Source organism: Micromonospora sp. WMMC273, assembly GCF_027460285.1.
Lineage (GTDB): Bacteria > Actinomycetota > Actinomycetes > Mycobacteriales > Micromonosporaceae > Micromonospora > Micromonospora aurantiaca.
Map to the genome: position 1 here is coordinate 4969639 of NZ_JAPZBE010000001.1, position 22584 is coordinate 4992222.

Consider the following 22584-nt stretch of genomic DNA (forward strand, 5'->3'; position numbering starts at 1 on the left):
CTTCTCCCTCGCCGTGTTCTGCAACGTCTGGGAGAACCCTACTTAACGAGGGATAAGCCCCGGCTGTCAGATGGCCAGGTCCGGCTCCTCCGGCGCGGTGCCGCGCTCCACCTCGACGCCGAGCGCCCGCAGGTCGGCCACGAAATCCGGGTAGCCCCGGTCGACGTGGTGCACGTGCGAGACCTCGGTCAGCCCGTCCGCGCAGAGCCCGGCGATGATCAGGCCGGCGCCGGCCCGGATGTCGGTGGCCCGGACCGGGGCGCCGGACAGCCGCTCCCGGCCGCACACCAGCGCGTGGTGGCCGTCGGTACGGATCTCCGCACCCAGCCGCATCATCTCGTTGGCGAACATGAACCGGCCGTCGAAGATGTTCTCGGTGATCAGCGAGCCGCCCTCGCTCACCGCCGCCAGCCCGATCGCCATCGGCAGCAGGTCGGTGGCGAAGCCCGGATAGGGCAGCGTGACCACGTCGACCGCCCTCGGGCGGTCGTCCATGCGTACCCGGAAGGCGTCGCCCCGGGTCTCCACCAGGCCGCCGGCCGCGACCAGCTTGTCCAGCGCGACCTCCAGGTACGCCGGGTCCAGGCCCGTCACCGTCACGTCGCCGCGGGTCATCGCGGCGGCGAACGCCCAGGTGCCGGCCACGATCCGGTCCCCCACCGTGGCGTGCCGGACCGGGCGCAGCTCGGGTACGCCGACGATGTGCAGCGTCGAGGTGCCGGCCCCTTCGATCCGGGCGCCCATCCGGTTCAGCATCGTGCAGATGTCGACGATCTCCGGCTCCCGGGCCGCGTTGTCGATAGTCGTGGCGCCCCGGGCCAACACCGCCGCCATCACCAGGTTCTCGGTCGCGCCCACGCTCGGGAAGTCCAGCACGATGTCGGCGCCGTGCAGCCCGCCCGGCGCCTCGGCGATGACGAAGCCGTGCTCACCGGAGATCTCCGCGCCCATCCGGGCCAGCCCGGCGATGTGCATGTCCAGGCCGCGCGAGCCGATGGCGTCGCCGCCCGGGTGCGCCACCCGGACGTACCCCCGGCGGGCCAGCAGCGGGCCCAGCACGCAGATCGAGGCGCGCAGCCGCCGGACCAGGTCGTAGTCGGCCTCCGCGCCCGGCTGCTCCGGCACGTCGATGAGCACCGAGCGGGACCGCGCCACACCGCCGTGGGCCACCATCGGGTCGACCGGGTCGTCCGGCCCGAAACGTACGCCGCAGCCGAGCCGCCGCAGCACCTCGCCCATGATCGCGATGTCGGTGATCCGGGGCACGTTGGTGATCATGCTGCGGCCGGGCGCGAGCAGCGCCGCGGCCATCAGTTTCAGCGCGGAGTTCTTCGCACCCACCACGTGCACGGTGCCGGCGAGGCGGGCGTCACCGCGTACCCGGATGACGTCGACATCGCTGAGCGCCGGATCTCCCGCGTCCCCCGGCCCCACCGGGCTCGGCCGGGCCGGGATGGTCAGGTCCGGTATCCGTAGGCTGTGCGTCATGGCCGTCCACCTCACGCGCATCTACACCAAGGCCGGCGACGCCGGCATGACCAGGCTGAGCAACAACGAGCAGGTGCCGAAGACCGATCCGCGTATCGCCGCGTACGCGGACGTGGACGAGTGCAACGCCTCGATCGGCGTCGCGCTCGCCCTGGGGCAGCTCTCGGACGAGCTGCGGGCCGTGCTGGAGTCCGTGCAGAACGACATGTTCGACGTCGGCGCGGATCTGGCGACGCCTGTCGAGCCGGATCCGAAGTACCCGCCGCTGCGGGTGACCGAGGAGTACGTCGAGCGCCTCGAGGGCTGGTGCGACGAGTACAACGCGCGCCTGAGCAAGCTCGACTCCTTCATCCTCCCCGGCGGCACCGCTGGTGCGGCACTGCTGCACGTGGCACGGACGACCGCCCGGCGCGCCGAGCGTGCGGCATGGGCGCTGGTCGCACACGACCCCGATCGGACCAGTCCCCTCCCGGCAAAGTATCTCAACCGGCTCTCCGATTTGCTCTTTATCCTGTCAAGAACGGCAAATCCGGACGGCGACGTGCTATGGGTGCCGGGCGGGAAGCGCTGACCATCGGCGGCCTCCATCACGTGGAGGTCTGGGTACCCGACCTGGCGGCGGCCAGTCGTTCCTGGGGCTGGCTTCTCGGCGAGCTGGGCTGGACGCCCTACCAGGACTGGCCCGCCGGCCGCTCCTGGCGGCTCGGCGCGACCTACATCGTGCTGGAGGAGTCACCCGCGCTCACCGGCCGCACCCATGACAGGCGCGCGCCCGGCCTGAACCACCTGGCCTTCCACGCCGGCCCGCCGTCCGCCGTCGAGCGGCTGGTCACTGCCGCCGGAGAGTACGGCTGGACGCTGCTGTTTCCGGACCGGCACCCGCACGCGGGCGGCCCGGACAGCTACGCCGCTTACCTCAGCGACGGGCAGGGGTACGAGGTCGAGCTGGTCGCGGAGACGTGAAAAGGCCGGCACCCCGTTTGGGGTGCCGGCCTTTCGCTGTGTCTTGCTTGTTGGTCTTAGCTGTTCCAGTGCTTGGCGACGAGGTCGGCGGCCTGCTGCTCCCACTGGGCGTAGTGGTCCGGGTAAGCGGAGACCTGGACGGTCTGGGCGGCCTTGGTCAGCGGCATGTCCTGCCAACCGTCGACCTGCTTCAGACCCTTCAGGAACGCCGTCGTCGAGTACTCAGGATCGGTGATCTGCTCCACCGTGCCCCAACCACTGGAGGGACGCTGCTGGAACAGGCCCTGCGAGTCGTGGTCGTTACGGTCACCCAGGTGGCCCAGGTTCTCCAGCTTCGACTCCTGCAACGCCGTCGCGATCGACACCACCGCGGCACGCTCGTCCATACCGGCCTTCTTCGTCGCCGCGATGATCGCCTTCACGTTCTTGGTCTGCTCGTCGTTCAGGTCGATGCGCGACTGCTCACCCTGCACACCGTGCGGGATCAGCTTGTCACCCTGCACGCTCACACTCACCGGCTTCACGCTCGCGGTGGTGTCCGCCGCGTGGGCGGCCACCGGACCGGCGAACACGCCACCGGTGAAAGCCAGACCAGCAATACCCAGAACGCTCTTACGCAGAATCGTGTTCATCACAAGTGCTCCATTCGGGGGTCGACGCACCCGCCGGGGAACGGGATACGTGGGCACCGTCAGGCGCTCAAAAAGTCTTCGGGGGGATCTCCCGGCTGCTCGCGGGGGCGGGGGCCTCTACGCGGCGCCGGAAGCATGTCCAACGACCTGCGACCCGCCGTCATTCCCGGGCCGGCTCACGCCGTCGGAACCGCAACGACCGGCCGGGCCGGGGTGATTCCCCGCGGCTCACGTCGCCGGAACCGTACTCAACGACCAGCCGGCCACGTCCGTTCCCGCAGGCCGTGCGGCCCATCAGGGGCGGGGCCGGTGCTCGGTCGTTCACCCGGTTACAACGCCACCGGCCCGCCCACGATTCCGCCCCCAGAGTGCCGCCCACCACCCCCGAACCGGACACCCCACACACACGCTCGGACCCGGCACCACACCCACACGCGCCCGGCACTCCCGCCTCCCGCACCTCGGAGCACCTCGGAGACCTCCCGCCAGCACCTTCTTCCATCACCTGAGACACATGTCCGCATTCCAGGAACAGCCGTAGATCTCCGCACAAAAGTGCCCTCACGGGCTCCGTTTCGTACCAAGATCTAGAGATAGCTCGGTCGCAGGCTGCGGAGGGCGCGCGGGGCAGGCTCGCGTGCACGGGTGGCACCACAGCCCACCCGCCCCCCAGACCGTCGATCATGAGGTTATCGGCGGCAAACCGGACACCAGACGCCGCCAAGTTCATGATCGGCCCGACCCAGGCGGGGCTGGCCGGTCAGAGCTGGCCTGGGCGGGACTGACGCAGGGCGGGGCCGGCCCGAGCGGGGCTGGCCCGGTGCGGAGCGCGACGCCGCCGGTCGCCCGCACGACTGCCCGCGCGATCTTGCAGTTCGAGCCCTCCAGGCGTCCCGTTTGCGAGTTTCGCCGGGGCCCCAAGTGCAAGATCGCGGGTGCCCCCGGGAGGGCGCGGCGATCTTGGAGTTGTGGTGCCTCGCGAAGGGTGCGAAATGGGCATCTTGTGGCGCCACAACTCCAAGATCGGCGTCAGCGGCGGCGCCCCGGCACGCCCCCCGTAACCCGGGGAGGGGGCGAGGTCAGGCGGCGGGCCAGTCCTGGGAGGCCAGACGCGGCGAGACCGCCCCGGGTGGGGCGGCCTCGAGCCAGGACAGGAATCCGGTGACAGTGGATCGCGCCATCGCGATCTCGATCGGCGCGTGGTGGCTGGTGCAGCGCAGGATCACCCACTCGGCGGGCATGGACATGCGCTCCTGCCCCTCGGGCAGCCGGCGGCGCTCGACCGCCAGCCCCTTGCGGGAGAGCACCCGCTTGGGGCGCAGCGCGAAGCTGAACATGCGGTACCAGCGGAGTTCGTCGCCCACGAAGCGACCGAACCCGGGTGACCAGCCACGACCGTCGAGGATCGTGTTGACCCGGACGCTCAGCCGAATGATGCCACCGCTACGCGTGAACAGGGCCCGCCGGATGAAGAGGATCAGAAGCGCGACGACGACGATCGCGACGCCGATTCCGATCCCTTCGACGATCTCCATCGGCGGGTCGGCTCAGCGGGCCGGGGTGGCGGGGGTTGCGCTCTCGGCGAGTACCGTGACGCCCTCACCGGTCACCGACAGGAAGCCGCCGGCCACGTCGTACGCGACCTGCTGGCCGCCGGCCTGCTTGATACGTACCTGGCTGGGTTCGGCGAGCTGGCCGAGCAGCGGTGCGTGCCCTGGCAGCACACCGAGCTCACCCTCGGTCGTCCGGGCGACGACCATCTCGGCCTCGCCGGTCCAGACCTTCTCCTCGACGGCTACGAGCTCGACGTGAAGCTGCTGTGCCACGCTGTCTCCTTGCTGCGGCGGCGGATTGCCGAAAGTCTAGTCGCGCCCCCGCAGCCCACCCAACGCGGGTGGTGAGAGCCGGACCACCACGGCCCCGCACCCGCTCAGGCTACTTGGTCTTCTGGACGAAGTCGGGGTGCTCCAGGAGGAAAGCGTCGAGCTGTTCGGTACGCAGGGCGGTGAAGAAGTCCTCCGCCGGTTCGAGCAGTTGCTCACCCCGGTAGTTGCTGCCGGTGCCGATCCCCCCGCCCGGCAGCTTGATGGTCTCGATCGCGTCCGGGCGGATGTCCTTCAGGGCCAGCCCGAAGTCCACCACGCTGTTGCCGCGTCCGTTGAACACCAGCGACTTGCCGGCCGCGCGCAGCACCCGGTCCAGCTTGACCGGGTTGGTCACCACGTCGGCGCTGAACGCCTGGCTCGCCATCGCCTTGACGAACTGCTGCTGGTGCCGCTGCCGGCCGTAGTCGCCGTCGGGCACGCCGTTCTTCGGGTAGCGCTGCCGGACGTAGTCCAGCGCCTGCCAGCCCTCCAGGTGGGCGTTGCCCTTCTTGTACACCGCCTGCGGCCCGAGGTAGCCACCGCCGCCGGGCCGGAGCTGGCGTGGGGTGCCGTCCGGCTGGAGGTGCTCGGAGCGCACCTCCCGCTCGATGTACATGTCGACGCCGCCCATCGCGTCGACGATCTTCTTGAAGCCGCTGAAGTTGATGATCGCGCCGGCGTCGAAGCGCTTGATGCCGGTGACGTCCTGCACGGTCTTGGCGAGCAGCTCGAAGCCCTGTGCGGTGCTGGGGTTCTGCCCCGGCACGTTGCTGCCGTGCGACATGGCCGCGTTGAGCCGGTCGTTGGCGCCCGCGTAGTCGGCCTTGGGAAAGGCCGGGATGTCCACCCGCAGGTCACGTGGGAGCGAGAAGAGGTAGCCGCGGTCCATGGTGGCGGGCACGTGCAGGACCATGATCGAGTCGGCGAGCGGGCGAGCGGTCGACGTGCGGGGGTCCACACCGACGAGCAGGATGTTGAGCGGGCCCTTGATGTCGCTCTTCTTCTCGTTGGCGCCGGCCGCCTGGTCACCGAAGAGGTCGGCCTTGCCCACCGATCCCTCGTAGCGGGCGACCAGGGCGCGGGAGCCGATCAGCACGGAACCGCTGAGCACCACCATGACGATGCCCAGGATCGTGCAGACGCGGGCCCACCGGGGCACGCCGCGCCACATGGACCGCTTGCCGCGATCCGCGCCGCCCTTGTCACCCACGAGCATCTCCAATCGTCGCGCCCACGGGTAGGAAGACGGGCACGGGGGTCCGTTTGGTTGCAGAGATCAACGGCCAGGATGTGAAGTCGTGTCAGGAACGGTACCGCGCGATCCGGCGAACTGCTTTGCTGGAGAACCGGGCATCTGGTAGTGGAGTGGCCCGAAAAGGCGAAGGCCGCCCCGGCTTTCGCCGGGACGGCCCTCGTGGGTTGTGAGCGGGCTCTCAGCCCTCCTCGCCCATCAGCTCCTTGGCCTTGGCCCGAAGGTCGTCCAGGCCGCCGCACATGAAGAACGCCTGCTCCGGGAAGTGGTCGAACTCCCCCTCGCTGATCCGGCGGAAGGCGTCGATGGTCTCGGCGATCGGGACCGTCGAGCCGGGCACGCCGGTGAACTGCTCCGCCGCGTACGTGTTCTGCGAGAGGAACCGCTCGATCCGGCGGGCGCGGCCGACGGTGAGCTTGTCCTCCTCGGAGAGCTCCTCGATACCGAGGATGGCGATGATGTCCTGCAGGTCCTTGTAGCGCTGCAGGATCCGCTTCACCTCGGTGGCGACGGCGAAGTGCTCCTCGCCGACGAACTCCGGGGCGAGGATCCGGGACGAGGACGCCAGCGGGTCCACGGCCGGGTAGATGCCCTTGTCGGAGATCGACCGCTCCAGGTTGGTGGTCGCGTCGAGGTGGGCGAACGTGGTGGCCGGCGCCGGGTCGGTGTAGTCGTCGGCGGGCACGTAGATCGCCTGCATCGAGGTGATGGCCTGGCCCCGGACGGAGGTGATCCGCTCCTGGAGCTCGCCCATCTCGTCGGCCAGGGTCGGCTGGTAACCCACGGCGCTCGGCATACGGCCGAGCAGCGTGGAGACCTCGGAACCGGCCTGGGTGAAGCGGAAGATGTTGTCGATGAAGAGCAGCACCTCCTGCTTCTTCACGTCACGGAAGTACTCCGCCATGGTCAGCGCGGACAGGGCGACCCGCAGGCGGGTGCCCGGCGGCTCGTCCATCTGGCCGTAGACCAGCGCGGTCTTGTCGATGACGCCCGACTCGGTCATCTCGGCGATGAGGTCGTTGCCCTCGCGGGTGCGCTCACCCACGCCGGCGAAGACCGAGGTACCACCGAAGTTCCGGGCCACACGGGTGATCATCTCCTGGATGAGCACCGTCTTGCCCACGCCGGCACCGCCGAACAGGCCGATCTTGCCGCCCTTGACGTACGGGGCGAGCAGGTCGATGACCTTGATGCCGGTCTCCAGCATCTCGGTCTTCGGCTCCAGGTCCGCGAAGGCCGGGGCCTTGCGGTGGATGCCCCACCGGTCGTCGGCCTGGATGGTCTCGCCCTCGGTGAGGTTGAGGCACTCGCCGATCGCGTTGAACACGTGGCCCTTGACCGCGTCGCCCACCGGCACGCTGATCGGCGCGCCGGTGTCGCGCACCTCGGTGCCGCGGACCAGGCCGTCGGTCGGCTGCATCGAGATGGCGCGGACCAGGTTGTCACCCAGGTGCTGGGCGACCTCCAGGGTCAGCGTCTTCTCGCCGCCGGAGAGCGTCACGTTGACGTGCAGGGCGTTGAACAGCTCCGGCATGCCGTCGCGCGGGAACTCGGCGTCGACGACCGGGCCGATGACCCGGACCACGCGACCCGTGGCCGTCTTGGTCTCAACTGCGGATACAGTCATCACACTTCACTTCCCGACGCGGCCAGCGCGTTCGCGCCGCCGACGATCTCACTGATCTCCTGGGTGATGCCGGCCTGACGGGCCGAGTTCATCTCACGCGTGTACTTCTCGATCATCTCTTCGGCGTTGTCGGTGGCGCTCTTCATCGCTCGCCGACGGGCGGCCGACTCACTGGCCGCCGACTCCAGCAACGCCGCGTAGATCCGCGTGTTGATGTACTTCGGCAGCAGGGCGTCGAGCAGCGACTCCGGCTCCGGCTCGAACTCGTACGCCGGCAGCAGACCCTCGGACCGGGGCCGGTCCTCGACCTGCATCGGACCGACGATCCGGGTCACCGGGTTCTGCGTCATCAGGGACTTGAACTCGGTGTAGACGATGTGCAGTTCGTCCACGCCGAGGATCCCGTCGGCGCCGGCGTCGTTGTCGGTGTCGTCCGCGCCGGCGGTGAACGCCTTGATCAGCGTCTCACCGACCTCGCGGGCGTCCTCGAACGACGGCTGCTCGGAGAAGCCCGTCCAGCTGGCGGCGATCTGCCGGTTGCGGAACCGGTAGAACGCCACGCCCTTGCGGCCGATGACGTAGAGCACGGGCTCCTTGCCGTCGGCACGCAGGCGGGCGATCAGCGACTCGGCGGTCCGGATCGCGTTCGAGCTGTAACCACCGGCCAGGCCCCGGTCGGCGGTGACCAGCAGGACGCCCGCCCGCCGCACCCGCTCGCGCGGGGTGAGCAGCGGGTGGTCGATCCGCGCGTTCGAGGCCAGCGCCGTCAGCACGCCGGTGATCGCCTCGGCGTACGGCAGCGACGCCGCCACCTTGGCCTGGGCCTTGGCGATGCGGCTCGTCGCGACGAGCTCCATCGCCTTGGTGATCTTCTTCATCCCCTTGGCGGAACGGATCCGCTGCCGGAGAACGCGTACCTGGGCGGCCATCGGATCAGCTCTCGGCCGGGCGGTCGGTGGTGCCGTCGCGGAAGCGGGTCACCGTCTCGCGGGTCTGGTCGCCCTCCAGCGGCTTGGCCGGCGCGTCGTTGACCCGGACCTCGTCCTCCTTGCCCAGGAAGACCTGCTTGAACTCGGCGATCGCGGAGTCGAGCGAGGAGATGATGTCGTCGTCCCACTTGTTGTCCGCGATCCCGGCCAGGACGCCCTCGTGCTTGTGCCGGAGGTACTGGAGGAACTCCGACTCGAAGCGGCGGACCTCGCCGACCGGGACGTCGTCCAGCTTGCCCTCGGTGCCGGCCCAGACGGAGACGACCTGCTCCTGCACCGGGTACGGCGAGTAGTTCGGCTGCTTGAGCAGCTCGACCAGGCGGGAACCGCGGTCCAGCTGGGCCCGGGAGGCCCGGTCCAGGTCGGAGGCGAAGGCGGCGAACGCCTCCAGCTCGCGGAACTGGGCCAGGTTCAGCCGCAGCGAGCCGGCGACCTTCTTCATCGGCTTCACCTGCGCGGCGCCACCGACCCGGGAGACCGAGGTGCCGACGTTGATGGCCGGCCGGACGCCCTGGTTGAACAGGTCGGTCTCGAGGAAGATCTGGCCGTCGGTGATGGAGATGACGTTGGTCGGGATGAACGCCGAGATGTCGTTCGCCTTGGTCTCGATGATCGGCAGACCGGTCATCGAGCCGCCGCCCAGCTCGTCGGAGAGCTTGGCGCAGCGCTCCAGCAGACGCGAGTGCAGGTAGAAGACGTCACCCGGGTAGGCCTCGCGGCCCGGCGGGCGGCGCAGCAGCAGCGACACGGCGCGGTACGCCTCGGCCTGCTTGCTCAGGTCGTCGAAGACGATCAGGACGTGCTTGCCGCCGTACATCCAGTGCTGCCCGATGGACGAGCCGGTGTAGGGGGCGAGGTACTTGAAGCCGGCCGGGTCGGAGGCCGGGGAGGCGACGATGGTGGTGTACTCCATCGCGCCCGCCTCCTCCAGCGTCCCCTTGATGGAGGCGATGGTGGAGGCCTTCTGGCCGATCGCGACGTAGATGCAGCGGACCTGCTTCTTCGGGTCGCCGGAGCGCCAGTTCTCGCGCTGGTTGAGGATGGTGTCCAGGGCGACCGTGGTCTTGCCGGTCTTGCGGTCACCGATGATCAGCTGGCGCTGGCCGCGGCCGATCGGGGTCATCGCGTCGACGGCCTTGATGCCCGTCTGGAGCGGCTCGTCGACCGACTTGCGGGACATCACGTTCGGGGCCTGGAGCTCCAGCTCGCGGTAGCCCTCGTTGGCGATGTCGCCGAGGCCGTCGATCGGCTCGCCCAGCGCGTTGACCACGCGGCCGAGGAAGGCGTCGCCGACCGGCACGGAGAGCACCCGGCCGGTGCGCTTGACGCGCTGACCCTCTTCGATCCCGCCGAAGTCACCGAGGACGACGACACCGATCTCCCGGACGTCGAGGTTCAGCGCCACGCCGAGCGTGCCGTCCTCGAACTCCAGGAGCTCGTTGGTCATGGTCGAGGGGAGACCCTCGACGTGGGCGATGCCGTCACCGGCGTCGGCGACGGTGCCGACCTCCTCGCGGGAGACGTCGGCCGTGTAGGAGGAGACGTAGCGCTCCAGGGCGCCGCGGATCTCCTCCGTCGAGATGGTCAGCTCGGCCATCCTCTGCTTCCTTAAGTATCAGGGGCCCGGGATACCTAGTACCGACCGGTCCGATGGCGTCGAATCAGGGCTGCTAAGACGCTGGTCAGCGCTTCGCGAGCGCGTTGCGGGTCTCGTTGAGGCGGCGCAGGACGGTCCCGTCGTACAGGTCGGATCCGACCCGTACGCGCACTCCGCCGAGCACGTCGGGGTCGACCGTCTGCTTGACGGACACCTCCCGACCGTACATCTGGGAGAGGCGGGCGCCGAGGCGTCGCTCCTCCTCGTCGTTCAGCGGAGCCGCCACTGTCACGTACGCGACCTGACGGTCCCGCCGGTCGGCGGCCAACTCGACCAGCCGGGTGAGCGCACCGGTGAAGGAGCGCCCCCCGAAGCCGGCGAGCGCGGCCTCGACGAGGCGGACGGTGACCGGCCGGGCCTTGCCGGCGAGCAGCTGCCGGGCCAGTTCGGCCCGCCGCTCGACAGTGGCCATCGGGTCGGAGAGCGCGTTGGACAGCTCGCCGGAGCCGGAGACGACCTGCCCGAAGCGGAACAGCTCGTCCTCGACCTCGCCCAGCTCGCCGGTCGAGTCGGCGCTCGCCAGGAGCGCCTCCACGCCGAGCCGCTCGACGCCGTCGAGCAGCTCCGACGGGGCCGACCAGCGACCGGAGACCAGCGTGGCCAGCAGGTCGAGCGCGTCCGCGCCGACCTTGCCGCTCAGGATCCCGGTGAGCAGAGCGGTGCGGTCCTCACCCGAGCGCGCCGGGTCGGACAGCGCCCGGCGCAGCCGCGGCTCCCGCCGCAGCAGGGCGGCGACGGAGAGGATGTCGTCGGCGGTGGAGGCCACCGCCGACGGCTCCGCGCCGCGGGCGTACGCGTCGAGGCGCTCGGCCCCGGCGGAGTACGACTCCCGGCTGGCGGCCTGCATCAGCGGGCCCCCGTGCTCTCGAGACCGCTCAGGAACCGGTCGACGGTGCCCTTGCGACGCGCCTCGTCGGCGAGCGACTCACCGACGATCTTGCTGGCCAGGTCCACCGCGATGGTGCCGACCTCGGTGCGCAGCTCGCGCACGATGGTGGCCCGCTCCGCGGCGAGCTGCTCCTTGCCTGCGGCGATGATCCGGTCGGACTCCTCGCGCGCCTTGGCGAGGATGTCCTGGCGGATGCCCTCGGCGTCGGCACGGGCGTCGTCACGGATCTTGGCGGCGTCGGTACGCGCCTCCGCGAGCTGGGCCCGGTACTGCTCGAGCAGCTGGTTCGCCTCGGCCTGCGCGGCCTCGGCGCGCTTGATGCCGCCCTCGATCGCGTCCACCCGGGCCTGGAACGTCTGCTCCATGCGCGGGAAGACGAACTTCATCAGCACGAAGCAGAGGACACCGAAGGCGACCAGGCCGACCACGATCTCCTGCCAGAGCGGGATGATCGGGTTGTGGGTCGTCTCACCACCCTCAGCGGCGAGGAAGTACATGGGAAAACCTCCCGGTCAAAGGGGCTGGTTCAGCCGGCCCAGATGAAGCCGAAGGCGATGCCCAGCAGCGCCAGCGCCTCGATGACGGCGAAGCCGATCCAGACGTACGGAAGGGTCATCCGGGACGACTCCGGCTGGCGGGCGGTCGACTGGATGTAGGCCGAGAAGACCAGGCCCACGCCGATGCCCGGGCCGATGGCCGCGAGACCGTAGCCGATGGCGGCGGTGCTGCCCTCTACCGCGGCGTAGATGTCCATTGGTTGGTTCCTCCTGGTTATCACGCGTGACGGTCACGCGGGACGACAACGATTGGTGCGAAAGATCGGATCAGTGCTCGTCGGCGAGGGCGCCCTGCACGTAGCTGGCGGTCAGCACCGTGAAGACGTACGCCTGCAGACAGATCACCAGGAACTCGAGGAAGGTCAGCGCGATCGTCATCGTCCAGGACAGCACCGAGACCGGCGCCAGCCAGGCGTTCGCGCTGAGCATGGCGAACCCGCCGAGCGTGAAGACCAGCAGGAGCATGTGGCCGGCGAACATGTTCGCGAAGAGACGAACGGCCAGCGAGAACGGCCGGACCAGGAACGTGGAGAAGAACTCGATCGGGATCAGCAGCGGCAGGATGTACCAGGGCGCCGGCGGGACCAGAGAGTTCTTGAAGTACTTCACGAAGCCGTGGTGCCGGATGCCGACCCAGTTGAACAGCACGTAGCTGATCACGGCGAGGATGGCCGGGAACGCGATGTGCGAGTTCGGCGAGATCTGGAAGAACGGCACGATCGCGAAGAAGTTCGTCAGCAGGACGAAGCAGAAGAGCGTGGTGAAGTACGGCGCGAACCGCACCCCCGCGTGCCCGATCATGTCCACCGCGATGTTGTTGCGCACGAAGCCGTAGATGGACTCGGCGAACCACTGCTTCTTGGTGGGGACCAGCTGCGGGTTCCGGTAGCTGGCCAGGAAGAAGATGATCAGCACGCCGACGGCGATCCACACCATCGCCGTGATCTTGGTGAACCAGTACGAGTTCTCCGCACCCCAGGGCAGGATGCTGGGCAGGTAGAAGTCCCCCACACTGGGTGGGAATTCCGCCTGGCCCTGAGCCAGGACGTTCGCCTGTCCGAACACCGCGTCCCTTCCTAAGTAGGCGTGCCCAGTCGGCGGACGACCAGGATGATCCCCCCGGCCATGCCGAGCACGACCCCGATACCGGTGGCGACGCCGCCGGTATCGAGCCAACGGTCGACCAGCCAGCCGATGAAACCCCAGACGAGCATGCCCCCGATGAGGTATGAGAGCGCAGTCCAACCCTGACCGGCACCGGACGGAACGTCGCCCGGGCCGCCAGTGCTGGGGGGTTTCTGGTCACCGGCCATGACGGGGCGAACGATATCAGTCGAGCAGAAGAGGCTGTGCCTCACCCCCCGCACAACCTGGTTGTGTGGGACACGGGCGGGCGAAGTCGTCTGGAGGCACGGTACTCCTCCCCCGCCACTGAGAGAATGACCGATCGCGGACAGAACGGCGCGTCGCCCGAAGGGTGGGACGCCTCAGCGCGACATCCGTCGGGCATGGACGGTTGTGAGCCACCAGACGTGCACACCGGTCCACACCACGACACCCGCGGCGATGCCGAGCGCGAACGGGATCAGTCCCGGCCAGCCGGTCGACGCCACCAGCACCATCACGCCGCCGAGCGCGGTGATCTTGGCGACGTACAGGCCCAGGCCGAACGGCAGCACGAGCTGCGGGTCCTTGGAGTCCGCCCAGGCCAGAACCACTGTGGTGAGCGTGTAGCTGGCAGCTGTGACGGCCACCCCGGCCGCCGCGCCGAGCGCGCCGTCCGCGCCGCGCCACACCCCGCCGGCCACCGCCGCGGCAGCGGCGAGCACCGCCACCGCCGCCAGCAGCACCGGCAGGTGGCGCAGTCGCCAGCCGCGGTCCGCGGCCGCCTCCGCCGCGTGCGTCCCGGGCTCAGCCACGGGGGTACGCCGGGAACTCGGTGACCAGCTCGGTCACGTCGGCGGCGATCCGGGTCAGCTCGTCGCCGCCACCGGGAGACTCCGGATCGGTGCGCACCGCCCGCCCGATCAGCGCGGCGATCCGGCGCATCTCCCCCTCGCGCATGCCCTGGGTGGTGACGCTCGGCGAGCCCACCCGGATGCCGGAGGCCACGGCGGGCGGCTGCGGGTCGTACGGGATCGCGTTCTTGTTGAGCGTGATGCCGGCGGCGTCGCAGCGGGCCTCGGCCTGGGCGCCGGTCACGCCGGTCTCGCGCAGGTCGAGCAGGGCCAGGTGGGTGTCGGTGCCGCCGGAAACAGGCGGCAGCCCCTCCGCGGCCAGCCCGTCGGCGAGCGCGCGGGCGTTCGTCACCACCTGGGCGGCGTACGTGCGGAACTCGGGCTGCGCGGCCTCGCGCAGCGCGACCGCCTTGGCGGCGACGGCGTGCATCAGCGGGCCGCCCTGGGTGAAGGGGAAGACCGCCTTGTCGACCCGGGCCGCGAGCGGCTCGCGGGAGAGGATCATGCCGCCGCGCGGGCCGCGCAGCACCTTGTGGGTGGTCGCGGTGACCACGTCGGCGTACGGCACCGGGGACGGGATCGCGCCGCCGGCCACCAGGCCGATGAAGTGGGCGGCGTCCACCATCAGGTACGCGTCGACCTCGTCGGCGATCTCCCGGAAGCGGGCGAAGTCGATCAGGCGCGGGTACGCGGTCGCGCCGCAGATGATCATCTTCGGCCGGTGCGCGCGGGCCAGGTCGCGTACCTCGTCGTAGTCGATCCTCCCGGTGTCCCGCCGGACGGTGTAGCCGACCGGGTGGAACCACTTGCCGGAGAAGTTCACCCGGCTGCCGTGGGTCAGGTGCCCGCCGTGCGGCAGGTCCATGGCCAGCACCGTGTCGCCCGGCTGCACCAGGGCGGCGTACGCGGCCAGGTTGGCGCTCGCCCCGGAGTGAGGCTGCACGTTCGCGTGCTCGGCGCCGAACAGCTCCTTCGCCCGGGACACGGCCAGCTCCTCGGCCCGGTCCACCTCGGCGCAGCCGCCGTAGTAGCGCCGCCCCGGGTAGCCCTCGGCGTACTTGTTCGTGAGCGTGGAGCCCAGCGCGGCCAGCACCGCGGGCGAGGTCAGGTTCTCGCTGGCGATCAGTTGCAGGCCGCCGCGCAGCCGGTCCAGCTCACCCAGCACCACCTCGGCGATCTCCGGGTCGACGGTGCTGAGCTGCTGGAAGTCCGGTCCCCAGAAGGTGTCCCTCGCGTTCTCCACAGCGAAGGAGTCTACGGAGCCGCACACTGGAGGCCGTGAGATGCCTCGTCACCGGTGCTACCGGCTACATCGGCGGACGCCTCGCGCCCCGGCTGCTGACCGAGGGGCACACCGTACGCTGCCTGGCCCGGACCGCCGGGCGGCTGCGGGACGTGCCGTGGGCGGCCCAGGCGGAGATCGTCGAGGGTGACCTGCGCCGGCCGGAGACGCTGCCGGCCGCGTTCGAGGGCGTGGAGGTGGCGTACTACCTGGTCCACTCGTTGGGCCAGCGCGGGTTCGAGGCGGCCGACCGAGAGGCGGCGACGAACTTCGCCGAGGCGGCGCGCGCCGCGGGCGTACGCCGGATCGTGTATCTCGGCGGGCCGCAGCCGGCGGAGCGCGAGGGCCTGCCCTCGGCGCACCTGCGCTCCCGGGCGGAGGTCGCACGGATCCTGCTGGACAGCGGCGTGCCCACGGCGGTGCTGCGCGCCGCGGTGATCATCGGGTCCGGCTCGGCCTCGTTCGAGATGCTGCGCTACCTGACCGAGCGGCTCCCGGCGATGGTCACCCCGCGCTGGGTGCGCAACCGGATCCAGCCGATCGCGGTCCGGGACGTGCTGCGCTACCTGGCCGGCTGCGCCCACCTGCCGGCCGACGTGAACCGGGCCTTCGACATCGGCGGCCCGGACGTGCTGACGTTCGCCGAGATGATGCAGCGGTACGCCCGGGTGGCCGGGCTGCGGCGCCGGCTCATCCTGCCGGTCCGCCCGCTCACCCCGTCGCTCTCCTCGCACTGGGTCGGCCTGATCACGCCGGTGCCGAACGCGATCGCCCGGCCGCTCGTGGAGAGCCTGGTGCACGAGGCGGTGGCGCACGAGCACGACATCGCCCGGTACATGCCGGACCCGCCGGACGGGCTGATCGGCTTCGACCAGGCGGTCGCGCTGGCGCTGACGAAGGTGCGGGACGCGGAGGTGGAGACGCGCTGGTCGAACGCGAGCGGGCCGGACGCACCCGCCGAGCCGTTGCCGTCGGACCCGCACTGGTCCGGCGGCACCGCGTACACCGATCTGCGGGAGCGGACGGTGGACGCGCCGCCGTCGGCGCTGTGGCGGGTCATCGAGGGCGTCGGCGGCGAGCACGGCTGGTACTCGTTCCCGCTGGCCTGGTCGGTGCGCGGCTGGATGGACCGGCTGGTCGGCGGCGTCGGGCTGCGCCGCGGCCGGCGCGACCCGCACCGGCTGCAGGTCGGCGAGGCGCTGGACTTCTGGCGGGTCGAGGAGATCGTCCCGGGTGAGCTGCTGCGGCTGCGCGCCGAGATGCGGCTGCCCGGGCGGGCCTGGCTGGAGATGCGCGCCGAGCCGGACGGGGACGGCCGCAGCAGGTACGTCCAGCGTGCCGTGTTCCTCCCGCGCGGCCTGCCCGGCCACCTCTACTGGGCCTCGGTGGCCCCGTTCCACGCCGTCGTCTTCGGCGGCATGGCCCGCAACATCGCCAAGGGCGCCGAACACCCGGCCGGTTAGGCCGGAGAGCCGTTCTTCAGTGCGGGGCCGAGGAGCAGCCCTCCGTCGATGACGTACTCGGCGCCGGTGATGAAGGCCGCCTCCGGCGACACGAGGAACATCAGCAGCGCGGTGATGTCGGCGGGCTGCCCGAGTCGCGGGACGGCGAACGGCTCGGGCGAGTAGAAGTCGGCGATCGGGGCGTCGCTGCCGGCTGCCGGCTCGGTGATGAACGGGGTGGCGACCACGCCGGGGTGGATCGCGTTGACGCGGATGTTGTCGCGACCCAGTTCGAGGGCGGCGGTCCGGGTGAGCCCTCGAACCGCCCACTTGCCGGCCACGTACGGCGCGTAGAGGGCGGTGCCGCCGATGCCCATGGTGGAGCCGATGTTGACGATCGTTCCTCCCCCCGCGCGCCGCAGCGCCGGGGCGGCTGCCTTGATGCCGAGGAACGTGCCGGTGAGGTTGACGTCGAGGATGCGGGACCACGTGGCCCGGTCGGTGGACTCGATGAGGGCCGGCGGGTTCTGCACCCCGGCGTTGTTGACCAGGATCGTGAGCGCACCGAATGCCCTCTCGGTCTCCGCGACGGCGGCCGCCCACGACTCCTCCCGGGTGACGTCCAGGCGGACGGAGAGGGCCCGGTGCTCCAGCTCGGCGGCGAGGCCGGCGCCACGCTCGGCGTCGACGCCACCGATGACGACATTGGCGCCTTCGGCGTGCAGGGCGCGGACGTGGCTGGCCCCCTGCCCACCGCTGCCTCCGGTGACGAGAACTGTCTGATCGGCGAAGCGGGACATCGGATCCTCCGGTAAGCGCGATACGGGATGGCGAGTCGATCGACTCACCATCCCGAAGCTACGCCGCCGCGAGTGGTGAGTCAACCCACTCACCTCGCTATGATGGGCGCATGACTCCAGCGCCGTCGGCCTATCACCAGCGCGTGGCGGAGGAGAAGCGCGCGCTGATCGTGCAGGCCGCCACCGAGCTCTTCCTGGAGTCGGGCTACGACCGCGCGTCACTGGCGCGTATCGCCGAGAGTGCCGGCGTGTCGAAAGCGACGCTGTTCAAGCAGTTCCCGACGAAGGCGGCGCTGTTCGATGCCATCGTCATCGACTCGTGGGCCCGCGACGACGTCGCCGACGTGCCGCCCGCCGGTGACCTGACGGCCGGCCTGACGGTTCTCGGGCAGCACTACGCGACGCTGTTGAGCCGGCCGGAGATGAGCGACCTGTTCCGCATCGTGATCGCCGAACTGCCACGCTTTCCCGAGCTGGCCCGAGCGCATTTCTCCCAGGGCAAACTGCCGTACTTCGAGTCCGTGCGGACCTACCTCGTGGCCGAGCACGAGGCGGGAGCCGCGGACATCGACGACCCCGAGATGGCAGCTACGCAGTTCCTCGGGATGATCTCCAACTACCTGTTCTGGCCGCGCCTGGTCCTCCCGGACTGGACGGTCACTCCCGACCGCACGACAGCGGTGGTGGACGAAGCCGTCCGGACCACTGTCGCGCGGTACGGCAGGTCGACGAGCTGACTCTCAATTGCCGGTGCGCGGGCTGGTGTGCTGGAAGGCCACCGCCTGGCCGGGCGGCACGAAGTCGCGTACCGGCTCGTCGCGCAGCGACCACGCCAGGATGCGGCCCACGGCGGCGATCTGCCGCTTCTGCACGCCGCCGCCGACCGCGTCCCGGGGGTCGTCCGGGTTCGCCGCGATCGTCGCCACCGACAGCTGCGGGGTGAACGCGACGACCGTCTCGGTGGCGTTCCGCTCCGAGCTGCCGGTCTTGCCCGCCACCGGTCGGCGCAGACCGGGGGCCAGTTCCTCGGCCGTACCGCCGTCGCAGCGCCGGTACATCGACTGGTCGCCGACCGGGCAGCGGCTGGCGTCCGCCGCCGCGCGGGCGACCTCGGTGTCGAGCACCTGCCGGCAGTCGGTGTTGCCGGCCGCCACCTTCCGGCCGGCCGGGTCGGTGATCGAGGCGACCGGCGTGGGCCGGCACCAGGTGCCCTCGGCGGCCACCGCGGCGTACGCGCCGGCCAGGTCCAGCGGCGTGGTGGCGGAGACCCCGAGCGTGAACGGTCCCCAGCTCCTGGCGCCCTCGCGGGCCATCTCGGCGTCGGCCGGGGCACGGAACACGATGCCCAGCCGCTGGGCCATCTCGACCACCCGGTCCGCGCCGACGCGCTCGGTCAGCCACGCGAAGTACGTGTTCACCGACCGCCCGAACGCGTCCCACATGTCCCGGTCGCCGTCCATCCAGTAGGTGTTCGCGTTCTCCGGGCACCACCGGCCGCCGCAGCTCGCCGGGCCGGCGCCGACCGGGTACTGCGTCACGTAGACGCGCGGCGCGTCGAACTCGGTGTCCAGCGGCAGCCCCGACTCCAGCGCGGCCAGCAGCGCGAACAGCTTGAACGTGGAGCCCGCCTGGTAGCCGGTGATGCCGCCACCGCCGGCCACGAGCTGGTTGACCGTGTTCGGGTAGTTCTGCTGCCCGTCCGGGTTCGCGGCCGTGCCGTAGGTGCGGTTCACCGCCATCGCCAGCACCCGGCCGGTGCCCGGCTGCACCACGGCTGTCGGCGCCGCCCGCGCGATCGTCTCCGGGTAGATCGCCCGCACCTGCTCGCTGGCCTTGGCCTGCACGTCCGGGTCGAGCGAGGACACGATCTTCCAGCCGCCCCGGCGCAGCGTCCGCTGCCGCTCGTCCACGTTCTCGCCGAACGCCGGCTGGGCGTTCCACCACTGGGTGAACCAGTCGCAGAAGAAGCCCCAGTCGTTGTGGTCGGCGGGCACCGCCGCGCAGTCGTTCGGCGTGGTGTTGGGTTTGAGGGCCAGCTCGGTGGCCTTCGCCGCCTCGGCGTCCGGCGCGCTCACCCGGCCGGTCTCCACCATCCGGTCCAGCACGTACGCCCGCCGTTGCCGGGCCGCCTCCGCGTCGCCGTTGATCGGGTCGTCGGCCGGGGACCGGACCAGCCCGGCGAGCAGCGCGGCCTGGGCCAGCGTGAGCCGCTCCGGGGTGGTGGAGAAGTAGCGCTTGCTGGCCGCGGCGATGCCGTACGCACCGGCGCCGAAGTACGCGATGTTCAGGTAGCGCCCGAGGATCTCGTCCTTGCCGACCTGCCGTTCCAGCGTCAGCGCGTACCGCATCTCGCGGATCTTTCGCCCGACGGTGATCTCGGTGGCGGCGGCGCGCTGCTCCTCGGTCAGCCGGGTGTCACCGGCGAGCGCGTTGCGCACGTACTGCATGGTCAGCGTGGAGGCACCCTGGCGGGTGCCCTCGCGGCGGTTGGCCGTGAACGCCCGCGCCACGCCGCGCACGTCGACGCCGTGGTGCTCGTAGAAGCGCACGTCCTCGGCGGCCACGATGGCGTCGCGCATCACCGGCGCCACCTCGCCGACCGGCACGTCCACCCGGTCCTCGACGTAGAACGAGGTGATGAGCGTCCGCCCGTCGTTCGCGTACAGGTTGGACCGCTGTGCCGGCTGCGGCGTCTTGAGCGCCTCCGGCAACGCGGTGTACGGCATCAGGTTCTTCACGCCCAGCCCGAAGACCAGCGCGGCCGGCAGCGCGGCTGCGGCCAGGGCCAGTCCGGCGAGCACGCCGGCGAGCACAACGGTGAACAGCTTGTCGAGATAGGCCCGGTTCATCAGCTCTCCCCGCAGGAGCCGGCCGTACGGACCCGTTCAGAATGACCGGATTGGCCGCTTTCGCCGCCATCTTCCGCGAAATGCGCAGGAAGTTCGCGAGGAAGGATGAACCGCGATCAGGGGAGCAGGACGGCAGCCAGGGGCTGCACGGTCTCCTCGATCTCGTCGGCGACCCGGCTGAAGCACTGGTCGCCCCGGCCCCACGGGTCGTCCAGGTCGTCGGTGGGCAGCGCGGAGGCGTTCTGCCGCGCCGCGTCGACGGCCGCGACGAGCGCGGTGCCGCGGGCGTACACGGCGTCCGGCGTCGGCTCGGCCGGCGGCAGGGCGGACCGGTCCAGCCCGCCGAGCAGGCGGCCGAACTCACCGAGCACGAACGTACGCGCGGCGGCGTCCGGCCGCAGCGCCACCACGTACTCCTGCTGGTCGGCGGTGGCCGTGAGCACCAGGTCGGCGGCGTCGATCAGGTCGGAGCGCAGCCGCCGGGCGGCGAACCCCTCGGTGTCACCGCCGCGCGAGATCACCTGCCGGGCGGCGGGCGGGTTCATCTCCTCCCCCGCGTGCCAGCCGCCGGTGCCGGCGCTGTGGCTGTGCACGAGCGCGTCCGACCCGGCCGGGTCGACGTCGAGACGGACCAGCCGCTCCCGGACCGCGAGCAGCAGCAGCCGCTCGGCCATCGGCGACCGGCAGATGTTGCCCATGCAGACGTGCAGGACGGTGAAGGGCGGCACTCAGACCCCCCGCTCGTCGAGGATGTCCGGCACGACCTCGCGCAGCTTCGCCAGCGTCACCGCGCCCTCGCGCAGCACCCGCGGCACGTCGCCGGTCAGGTCGACGATGGTGCTCGGCACCGGGTCCACCGCCGGCCCGGCCTCCAGGTACGCCCGGACGCCGTAGCCGAGCTGGTCACGCGCCTCCTCGGCGGTGAGCGCGGCGGGCTGGCCGACCTTGTTGGCCGACGCGACGGCCATCGGCCCGGTCTCCCGCAGCACCTCCAGCGCGACCGGGTGCAGTGGCATCCGCACCGCCACCGTGCCGCCGTTGTCGCCCAGGTCCCACGCCAGGCTCGGCGAGTGCTCCACCACGATGGTCAACGCGCCGGGCCAGAACGCCTCGACCAGGTCGCGGGCCGCGCCGGGCAGCGAGAAGACCAGGCCGTCGAGCGTGTGCCGGGAACCGATGAGCACCGGGGGCGCCTGCCGGGCACCGCCCTTGGTGTCCGCCAGGGCCTTCACCGCGTACGGGGTGAACGCGTCCGCCCCGATGCCGTAGACCGTGTCGGTCGGCAGGACGACGAGTTCCCCGTTCTTGACCGCCTCGATGGCAGCGGCGATGCCGCGGTCCCGGTCGGCGGGCGACCGACAGTCGTAGAGCATCACGAGGAGTCAGTCTGCCACGCCCGGGCGGGCTCGGCGTGGGTGCCGTCCGCCCGCCGGGACGCGCTCGCCCAGCGCGGCCGCCCGGCGAGGTCCCGGTGCTCCTCGACCCGGTCGTAGCGGCCGTCGCCGCGCAGCAGCGCGGGCACCGCCGCGGCGTGCGTGTCGTCGTGCTCGATACCGATCGCGCCGCCCGGGCGCAGCAACGCGGCGGCCCGGCCGACCACCGGCCGGATCACGTCCAGCCCGTCCGCGCCGCCGAACACCGCCTCGTCCGGGTCGTGCCCGGCCACCTCCGGCGGCACCGGCACCGACCTCGGCACGTACGGCGGGTTGCAGAGCAGCACGTCGACCCGCCCGGCCAGGCCGGCCAGCAGCTCCGGGTCGGTCACGTCGGCGGACACCACCTCGACCGGCCGGTCCCCGGCGGCGGCCCGGTCCGCCGCGTTGCGCCGCAGCCACGCCAGCGCGGCCGGGGACCGCTCCACCGCCACCACCCGCGCCGTGGGCACCTCCTGCGCGACGGCGAGAGCGATCGCGCCGGAACCGCTGCACAGGTCGACAACGAGCGGCGCGGCGTGCTCCCGGGCCCGCTCGATCCCCCAGCCGGCCAGCAGTTCGGTCTCCGGCCGGGGCACGAAGACGCCCGGCCCGACCGCCAGTTCCAGATGGCGGAAACCGGCCGAGCCGAGCAGGTGCTGCAACGGCTCGCGGGTCACCCGCCGCCCGACCAGCTCGTCGAGGCGGTCACGCTGCGCCGGGGTGAAACCGTCGGCGAGCGCCAGCCGGCCCCGCGGCACGTCGAGCACGTACGCGGCGAGTTGCTCGGCCTCGGCGCGGGGCGCCTCGACGCCCGCCGCGGCGAGCGCACGCGCCACCCGGTTGATCACCAGCGAGGGCCGTTCGCGTTCTGTCCCTTCGGACGGGTGTTGCGGGAGTGCGGTCACGCAATAATCATGAG

The 22584-nt window shown here is 71.2% G+C and carries 24 protein-coding genes; 4 read left to right on the forward strand and 20 right to left on the reverse strand.

Annotated elements, in window-relative coordinates; translation table 11 throughout:
• Positions 1–66: 66 nt before the first annotated feature.
• Positions 67–1488 carry a UDP-N-acetylglucosamine 1-carboxyvinyltransferase gene (murA, locus tag O7611_RS22960; protein ID WP_194800596.1) on the reverse strand — a complete coding sequence of 474 codons (1422 nt, stop codon included), beginning with the start codon at positions 1486–1488 and terminating at the stop codon, positions 67–69.
• On the opposite strand from murA, the gene O7611_RS22965 reads away from it, so the two are divergent.
• Entirely contained in the window at positions 1487–2059 is a 573-nt protein-coding gene (locus O7611_RS22965) for a cob(I)yrinic acid a,c-diamide adenosyltransferase (protein ID WP_013475364.1), read from the forward strand. The genes murA and O7611_RS22965 overlap by 2 nt on opposite strands.
• Positions 2035–2451, forward strand: a complete 417-nt coding sequence (locus tag O7611_RS22970; protein WP_194800595.1) for a VOC family protein — start codon at positions 2035–2037, stop codon at positions 2449–2451. Before O7611_RS22965 ends, O7611_RS22970 begins: the two co-directional genes overlap by 25 nt.
• Positions 2452–2507: 56 nt before the next feature.
• Here the strand turns inward: O7611_RS22970 and O7611_RS22975 are convergent, their stop codons facing one another.
• The 14 genes from O7611_RS22975 to glyA form a co-directional block, all read right to left on the reverse strand.
• Positions 2508–3083: a hypothetical protein gene (locus O7611_RS22975; protein WP_269697561.1), complete on the reverse strand. Its 576-nt coding sequence runs from the start codon at positions 3081–3083 to the stop codon at positions 2508–2510.
• Between the two features lie 1079 nt (positions 3084–4162).
• Positions 4163–4618, reverse strand: coding sequence for a DUF2550 domain-containing protein (locus O7611_RS22980; protein ID WP_120573385.1), 456 nt, complete (start codon positions 4616–4618; stop codon positions 4163–4165).
• A 12-nt stretch (positions 4619–4630) separates the two neighbouring features.
• On the reverse strand, positions 4631–4909 hold the full coding sequence (locus tag O7611_RS22985; protein WP_047893558.1) for a F0F1 ATP synthase subunit epsilon: 279 nt from the start codon (positions 4907–4909) through the stop codon (positions 4631–4633).
• A gap of 109 nt (positions 4910–5018) precedes the next feature.
• Positions 5019–6164 (reverse strand): LCP family protein, encoded by a 1146-nt coding sequence (locus tag O7611_RS22990; protein WP_194800593.1) that lies wholly within the window; start codon positions 6162–6164, stop codon positions 5019–5021.
• A gap of 217 nt (positions 6165–6381) precedes the next feature.
• A complete protein-coding gene (gene atpD, locus O7611_RS22995; protein WP_194800592.1) occupies positions 6382–7827 on the reverse strand; it encodes a F0F1 ATP synthase subunit beta in 1446 nt (481 codons plus the stop codon).
• On the reverse strand, positions 7827–8756 hold the full coding sequence (locus O7611_RS23000) for a F0F1 ATP synthase subunit gamma (RefSeq protein ID WP_194800591.1): 930 nt from the start codon (positions 8754–8756) through the stop codon (positions 7827–7829). Before O7611_RS23000 ends, atpD begins: the two co-directional genes overlap by 1 nt.
• A 4-nt stretch (positions 8757–8760) precedes the next feature.
• Complete coding sequence (atpA, locus tag O7611_RS23005) at positions 8761–10413, reverse strand: F0F1 ATP synthase subunit alpha (protein ID WP_194800590.1); 1653 nt, start codon at positions 10411–10413, stop codon at positions 8761–8763.
• A gap of 85 nt (positions 10414–10498) precedes the next feature.
• On the reverse strand, positions 10499–11320 hold the full coding sequence (locus O7611_RS23010; RefSeq protein ID WP_194800589.1) for a F0F1 ATP synthase subunit delta: 822 nt from the start codon (positions 11318–11320) through the stop codon (positions 10499–10501).
• Positions 11320–11859 carry a F0F1 ATP synthase subunit B gene (locus O7611_RS23015; RefSeq protein ID WP_194800588.1) on the reverse strand — a complete coding sequence of 180 codons (540 nt, stop codon included), beginning with the start codon at positions 11857–11859 and terminating at the stop codon, positions 11320–11322. The genes O7611_RS23010 and O7611_RS23015 overlap by 1 nt, the downstream gene beginning before the upstream one ends.
• Positions 11860–11888: 29 nt before the next feature.
• Complete coding sequence (locus tag O7611_RS23020) at positions 11889–12116, reverse strand: ATP synthase F0 subunit C (protein ID WP_091422600.1); 228 nt, start codon at positions 12114–12116, stop codon at positions 11889–11891.
• A gap of 70 nt (positions 12117–12186) precedes the next feature.
• Positions 12187–12984 (reverse strand): F0F1 ATP synthase subunit A, encoded by a 798-nt coding sequence (atpB, locus tag O7611_RS23025; protein ID WP_194800587.1) that lies wholly within the window; start codon positions 12982–12984, stop codon positions 12187–12189.
• An 11-nt stretch (positions 12985–12995) separates the two neighbouring features.
• Positions 12996–13232 carry an AtpZ/AtpI family protein gene (locus O7611_RS23030; protein WP_194800586.1) on the reverse strand — a complete coding sequence of 79 codons (237 nt, stop codon included), beginning with the start codon at positions 13230–13232 and terminating at the stop codon, positions 12996–12998.
• A 174-nt stretch (positions 13233–13406) separates the two neighbouring features.
• Entirely contained in the window at positions 13407–13838 is a 432-nt protein-coding gene (locus O7611_RS23035) for a hypothetical protein (RefSeq protein ID WP_194800585.1), read from the reverse strand.
• Positions 13831–15120, reverse strand: a complete 1290-nt coding sequence (gene glyA, locus O7611_RS23040; protein ID WP_269697562.1) for a serine hydroxymethyltransferase — start codon at positions 15118–15120, stop codon at positions 13831–13833. The genes O7611_RS23035 and glyA overlap by 8 nt, the downstream gene beginning before the upstream one ends.
• Positions 15121–15155: 35 nt before the next feature.
• On the opposite strand from glyA, the gene O7611_RS23045 reads away from it, so the two are divergent.
• Positions 15156–16622, forward strand: a complete 1467-nt coding sequence (locus tag O7611_RS23045; protein ID WP_269697563.1) for an SDR family oxidoreductase — start codon at positions 15156–15158, stop codon at positions 16620–16622.
• Here the strand turns inward: O7611_RS23045 and O7611_RS23050 are convergent.
• The gene (locus O7611_RS23050; RefSeq protein ID WP_194800582.1) at positions 16619–17401 is read right to left on the reverse strand and encodes an SDR family NAD(P)-dependent oxidoreductase; all 783 of its coding nucleotides are present in this window, start codon (positions 17399–17401) and stop codon (positions 16619–16621) included. The genes O7611_RS23045 and O7611_RS23050 overlap by 4 nt on opposite strands.
• Before the next feature lie 110 nt (positions 17402–17511).
• Here O7611_RS23050 and O7611_RS23055 point away from each other — a divergent pair, with 110 nt between their 5' ends.
• Complete coding sequence (locus O7611_RS23055) at positions 17512–18138, forward strand: TetR/AcrR family transcriptional regulator (RefSeq protein ID WP_194800581.1); 627 nt, start codon at positions 17512–17514, stop codon at positions 18136–18138.
• Positions 18139–18141: 3 nt separating this feature from the next.
• On the opposite strand, the gene O7611_RS23060 is transcribed toward O7611_RS23055, so the two are convergent.
• From O7611_RS23060 to prmC, 4 genes are all read right to left on the reverse strand, one after another.
• Positions 18142–20250, reverse strand: a complete 2109-nt coding sequence (locus O7611_RS23060; protein ID WP_194800580.1) for a transglycosylase domain-containing protein — start codon at positions 20248–20250, stop codon at positions 18142–18144.
• 116 nt (positions 20251–20366) lie between these two features.
• Positions 20367–20978: an arsenate reductase/protein-tyrosine-phosphatase family protein gene (locus O7611_RS23065; protein ID WP_194800579.1), complete on the reverse strand. Its 612-nt coding sequence runs from the start codon at positions 20976–20978 to the stop codon at positions 20367–20369.
• Entirely contained in the window at positions 20979–21623 is a 645-nt protein-coding gene (locus tag O7611_RS23070; RefSeq protein ID WP_194800578.1) for an L-threonylcarbamoyladenylate synthase, read from the reverse strand.
• Positions 21623–22570 carry a peptide chain release factor N(5)-glutamine methyltransferase gene (gene prmC / locus O7611_RS23075; protein ID WP_194800577.1) on the reverse strand — a complete coding sequence of 316 codons (948 nt, stop codon included), beginning with the start codon at positions 22568–22570 and terminating at the stop codon, positions 21623–21625. Before prmC ends, O7611_RS23070 begins: the two co-directional genes overlap by 1 nt.
• Positions 22571–22584 lie beyond the last annotated feature (14 nt).